The sequence below is a fragment of the Paenibacillus kobensis NBRC 15729 genome, from assembly GCF_004000825.1.
Classification (GTDB): Bacteria; Bacillota; Bacilli; order Paenibacillales; family Paenibacillaceae; genus Paenibacillus_T; species Paenibacillus_T kobensis.
Map to the genome: position 1 here is coordinate 1 of NZ_BILZ01000113.1, position 5,915 is coordinate 5,915.

The following is a 5,915-nucleotide window of genomic DNA, read 5'->3' on the forward strand; positions in this document are numbered from 1 at the left end:
GCCTCCGCCAGCTCCCGCTCGAACGGCTTGCCGGCCACCAGCCGCAGTTGCCTTGCTGCTGGCGCCGCAGCCCTTGCCTTGCGCAGCAGCGCAGCGAATGCCAAGGCTGATGGAAGCGGCGCACCGTCACCGCGGGCGGCGGCCAGCCAATCGTCCACCTTACGGTTGCGCTGGTCTTCCGCTTCCTCAAGCGGCATTCCCGCAGCGGCGGCTAAGCGGGACAACGCATGGTGCAGCCTCCCTGCGGAATCACAACCTAGCTGCAGCAGCAGCTCCGCCGCCCATTGCTGCCTGCGACGCAATGCCGCTTCATCCTTAACTGACGTAACCGATGCCTCCACCAGCCGTTCAAGCGCTTCCGTAACGACCGGTTCAATTGATGAGTCGCCTTGCATCAGCAGCCCAAGCCGCGTCCATGCCCGTTCCAGTCCGGGTCGCGCCTGCAGCGCCTGCGCATAGTAAGCCGCCGCTTCGCGCCATCGGTACAGCCGTTCGCATGCGGCTCCTGCCCCGCACATCGAGCGGTAGCTGCCCGCGCCTTCCACAGAGGAATAGTACGGCGCCGCCTCACCCGCTGCGATCGATTGCTCATAGGTAGCCAGCGCCGCTGCAGCGTCGTCTTGCTCCATCCGCACCTCTGCCAGTGCATCATACAAATCGGCGAAATCCGGATAACGCCGGATGCCCGCCAGCGCCTGCTCTGCCGCTTCGTCCAGACACCCCGCCATTCTTAGCGCATGCGACAGCTTCAGCCGGATGTCCGACTCAAAACCATATTGGTCATCCAACTGCTCTGTCAGCGGCATAAGCCAGTGCACAGCATCCAGCCACCTGCCTGCACCCAGCATTTCCGTCCCCGCCGCATAGCGCAGCACCGCATGAGCCGGTTCCTTCTCCAGCGCCTTCGTCAACAGCCGCATGTTGCGCTCCGGCTTCCGCCGCTGCTCAATCACATTCGCCCGATACCCCTCATGCCGAACCGTTACCGGTACAATAGCAGGCGCAAAGCCTTGAACCGCCGCAACCGCTGTTGCACATTCCTCATGAATGATGCCCTCGAACCGAATGCGCGGATCGTTGCGGAACAGTCGGCATACGGCGTCGGTGACCGACGTCTCATCCCCATCTTCCCCGGCTCGCGCAAGCTGGCTGACCAGCCGGACGCAGTAACCCGCGTGTTCCTCCGCAGCGAGCAGGCCGCTCCACTTCGCCTCTTTTACCGGCTCCAGCCTTTCATCCGCATCAAGCACAAGAATCCACGGCTGGCTGGCCCGTGCAATGGAAAGATTACGCGCCTCGGCAAAATGATCGTTCCACTCCGTCCGCACGACCTGTGCGCCGAGCCCCTCCGCAATTTCGGGCGTGCGGTCCTGCGAGCCCGTGTCGCATACGATGATCTCCGATACGTAGGGCATCGCCGAACGAATACAGTCTTCGATGAACGCTTCCTCATCCCGCACAATCATACAGAGCGATACACAAGGCCTCCGATCCCGCTCCATCGGCACTACTCTCCCCTCTCGCAGCCTGCAAGAATTAGGCGAGCCGACCGCACGACGCCATGCGCCGTCTTTGGGGAACCATGCCGATTGTCTAACAGCGATTCGGCTAAGCGCAGCCGGCTGTCGGCATAGACCGTCAATGCGGCAATGCCTCCGCGCGCCGCTTCGTCGCCTCCATCCGCGATGCCGCGTAGCGCCGCCTGCACGACTCTCTCCAATACGAAGCCGTCTTCATCTGGCGGAATGGCAACGGCAGCTCCTTCCGCAACAGCCAGGAGGCCGCAAGCCGGCTCCGTCCGTTCCAGCCTTTCGCTGCTAACACCAGCAAGCAACTCCTGCCCGCCTAGGTTGCCCCCGAGCGGATGTTCTTCCCCGCCTCCGGCTTCAACGTATGACAGAGCCGCTTGCAGATCCCGCATTCGCCTGCGAGCAACGCTTGCCGAATAAGGCCCTTCTTCGACGCATTCTCTGCCTGCTCTTTTATCGCCTGCTTCGCCATCACCGCACTGGGCCCCGCCCTTATGACTGCCGCTGTCTCTGTCATTACCACGATCGCAGCCGCCTTCGCCTTCGCCTTTGCCCTTACCCTTACCTTCGCCTGCTGCCTGCTCCAAGCCGCGCTCCACCCATCTAAGGGCAACAGCGAACCGCCCTTCGGCAGCGGCGCATTCTGCCTCCGCCAATCCGAGCCAGGCCGCCGAAGCCGCTCCCCATGCCGGCTCCGCCGCTCTTTGGCGCAGCCAGCGGACGGCCTCCGCGTAACAGCCGCTGTCCAGCAAAACAGCTGCTATTTTCAAGCCCGCTTCTTCCTTCACAGCAGTGAATCTTCTTGCCAGTAGAGCCGGCAATTCGCCGGAGCGCCCGCATACCCGCATCATGCGGCACAGCCGCAGCAAAGGCGGAAGCAGACTTGGCTTCATGCTCACCGACTCGATGTACCAGTGAGCCGCTGCATCGATCGATCCGTTCCATTCGTAGATGACGCCGAGCAAGAAGGCCGTTTGATGCGAGCCCATTCCGTCTTCTGTGTGATAGACGCCTTGCGGTCTTCCGAGCCGGATCGCTGCTGCAGCAGCGCTTGCCGCCCGGCGAAGCTTGCCCGACCTCGCTAACGATTCGGCGAGCGTATGCCATAAGTCGGCGTAATCACCGAACAGACGAATCCCCTCCTCCGCAGCGAGTACAGCCTCCTGCCACCTCCTTAGCGACTGAAGGCTGCGGACCTCATATTTATAGACAAGATGTGCATAGCTGAGCTTAGCAAATCCATCCGCCTTCTTCGCTTCGCGGAACGAATCGAGCGCGGCGGCGGACTGTCCCGCGCGAAGATGCTCAACGCCAAGATTGTACCGGTGAAACGGATTGTCCGGCTCCTCCTCGATCGAGCGGAGCAGCAGCTCGGTATTGCGGCGCATTTTATCCTTCTCCGCTACGACGGACGGCCGGTACCCGTAATGGCGGATAACCGTCTCGCCTAGACAGAGCTGCGCCGTTGGATTCGCCCGCATGATGGAGACGGCGATTTGTTCGTGAATCCGCCCCTCGAACCGGTGAAGCGGATCGTTGCGGAACATACGCAGCACTGGATTAATCGTCGCCCCGTCGTCTTCTCCGCCGAGCATGTTCCATATCGGCAGCAGAATGCCGGAAGCCGGAGTATGCGCCGCGAGCGGACGCAGCTCCGCTGCAGCTCCCGCAGCGAGTTCCTCATCCGCATCCAGAATGAGAATCCATTCGCCCGACGCTTCCTTCACGCCGATATTGCGTGCAGCCGCAAAATCCCCCGTCCAAGCCGCCTCAATGACACGCGCTCCGCACTCGCGGGCAACAGCCGCCGTTCCGTCCGACGAGCCGGTATCGACGACGATCATCTCGTCGACAGCCCCTTCGGCGCTGCGCAAGCAACGGACAATATTCCGTTCTTCATTCTTGACGATCATACATAAGGAAATCAGCTTCCGCCGCTCCGCCACTGCGCATCCGCCTCCTTTGCGCTCCGCTCCGGTTCGTCCGCCAACCCAGACCTTCGAGCCGAAGCGCAGCCCGTTCAAGCCGCTTCCGGTCTTCAGCCATCCACGCCGCGGAGTCACGGTCTTGCTCCCGTTCCTGCAGCGCTTGCGAAGCAAGCCGCAAGCTCGCAGCCGCCGCGCCCAGCCTCGCCCGCACATCCCCCGGCTCATACAGCGAGGCCCGCTCATACAAGGAAAGCGACTCATTGTATAACTGACGGTCATATAACATTTCTCCAAGTGCGCATAAACCGGAAGCCGTCAGCTCTCCTGTGCCCATCAGTCTCAACAGTTGGTCGGCTGCCGCCGCCGTATAGCCGTGACGGTGAAGCGCCACCGCGAAATCGTCCACGCTTCGCCGAGACAAACGAACCGCTAACCGAAGCAGCCCGTGCGACACGGCCCGATCGATCATCTCCCACAAGGCTCCGCCTTGACCATGCCCAATGTCGGCCAGCTCTTCCCCGTCGCTGTGTCCGAGCAAACGCCGCTCCGCCGCTCTGCACAGTTGCAGGGCATGCGCATCCAGCCAATAATCGGCTTCCTCCGGCAACCTTTGCCCTTCCATCCAGCGGCATAAAGCCCAATCCATCGCCGCCTCCTGAGCCAATAGGCCGTTCGTCTCCCCTTGCCGGTGGAGCATCGCGCCCGCTTCCGTATATTGCCCCGTTCGAATTAGGCAAGCGGCGAAAGGCACAAGCCATTCCGGATACTCCGCCAGCAGTCCGTCTGCAGCAACGCCGCCCGATGCCGTTCTATCCCGCCATAGCGGAATCGCAGACGAGTAAGCGCCGATTCCGGTCAAAGCGGCTGCAATTGCCGCAATGCGGGCATATCGCCCCCCGTCCGTCTCCGGCAAAGTGTCCGCCCCGGCATAACGGAGCAGCTTCTGCGCAATATCGCCGTCCGTTCCTCCCAGCTCATGCAGCAGCTCAGCCATGCCCGCCAGCGCTTCCGGCCAGCCAGGCCGCTCCGACAAAGCCTGCTCATACAGCTGCGCCGCGAGTTGACGGTTTCCTGTCCGCCGCTCCAAGCCGGCGAGGGCAGTCCGCGCCTGATAGGTTCCTGCTCCCGCCTCTGTCATGTACGCCCCCGTACCCTTCTCTCCCGCGTCCGCTGCCGCCCGGTACGCCGATTTCGCCTCCAGCCATTCGCCGTGCCGCTCCAGCAGCCTCCCGTATAACAGAAGCAGATCGGGATAATCGCCGTAACGTTCCGTCTCGCCGGCTAGCAGCTTCATTGCCTGCTCGTCTTCGTCTGCCGCTGCTAGCGCCCGCGCGCTGTCCAGCATGAGCGCAGGACGGAACGGGGCATCCGGCGGCACCAGCCGCCTAGCCCGCGCGAAAGCGGCGGATGCTTCCGCCGCTTTCGATTGTTGGCATAACGTAACGCCCATGTGATACCAATAGAAAGAGTTGTCCGGCTGCTCCGCAACAAGCCGCGCAAGAATGCGGCCATTACGTTCGGCTGTCCGCTTGCGCGCGAGCTGATCCGGCTCATAGCCGAGATGCGTGAACCGTAGGCCGGATAACGGGCCGTCTACGTCCCGCAGCTCCCCGTCCGCCGCAGCCAGTACCAATTGCTCGTGAATCGCTCCCGCATAACGAATTCCCCGGTCAGCGCGGAACAGCCTTACCGCTTCATGACGAAGCGTCTGTCCGGTGCGGCCTCCGATCGTGCTCTCGATGACGACCCGATAGGCATCCTGCCGGGAAGACAGCAGCATGTCTCGAAGTACAGACATATCCGTTCCTTCAGCGAGCCGTTCATCGGCATCCATGACGAGCACCCACAATGTCCGCGCTTGTCCAATCCCGGTATTGCGCGCAGCTGCGAAATCGTCAGCCCATGCCGTCTCCAAGACGCGGGCCCCGTGAGATAACGCCATTTGCCTCGTTTCGTCAAGCGAGCCCGTATCGACGATTACCAGTTCATCCGCCCAATCGCCTATACTGTCCAGACAACCTGCCAGAGAGGAAGCTTCATCCCGCACGATCAGATGGACGCCGAGCAGCATGCTCTCACCCTTTCGCTATCAAGTTCCTTGACCGTTGAAGTAGACATCCAGCGTCGTCGGGTTGCCCGTCAAGCTGGACCGGTAGGCGAGCCTCGTATATTTCAAAAACCGCTGCGGCACAAGCACGTCAACCGATCCGACCGCAATTCCTGTCGTCGTCGTCGTATCGGCATACCAGTTCGATCCATTGGCACTGATCTCGACACGCGCATCCGCCCGGTTCACCCCAGGTCCAGTGTTATAGACGAAGAACGAGTACGTGCCGAACACGCTGGTCGTGACCGTCGGCAGCGCCGTAAAAACATTCGCTGTCGCAACGCCGAGGTTGCTGATTTCCGCGAAGCTTTTTTGCGAGATCGACGTGACGCTGCTCAGCGTTCCTGCCGT

4 protein-coding genes are annotated in these 5,915 nt (G+C 61.9%); all 4 read right to left on the reverse strand.

All coding sequences use genetic code 11. From position 1 onward, the window contains the following. The coding region (locus PKO01S_RS28080; protein WP_164779823.1) for a tetratricopeptide repeat-containing glycosyltransferase family 2 protein at window positions 1-1,502 on the reverse strand (1,502 nt) is incomplete at its 3' end. Between the two features lie 5 nt (window positions 1,503-1,507). After that, on the reverse strand, window positions 1,508-3,475 hold the full coding sequence (locus tag PKO01S_RS28085; protein ID WP_164779824.1) for a tetratricopeptide repeat-containing glycosyltransferase family 2 protein: 1,968 nt from the start codon (window positions 3,473-3,475) through the stop codon (window positions 1,508-1,510). Next, on the reverse strand, window positions 3,426-5,528 hold the full coding sequence (locus PKO01S_RS28090; RefSeq protein WP_127534745.1) for a glycosyltransferase family 2 protein: 2,103 nt from the start codon (window positions 5,526-5,528) through the stop codon (window positions 3,426-3,428). Before PKO01S_RS28090 ends, PKO01S_RS28085 begins: the two co-directional genes overlap by 50 nt. An 18-nt stretch (window positions 5,529-5,546) precedes the next feature. Further along, on the reverse strand, window positions 5,547-5,915 hold a 369-nt coding region (locus PKO01S_RS28095), incomplete at its 5' end, for a DUF6385 domain-containing protein (RefSeq protein ID WP_246070770.1).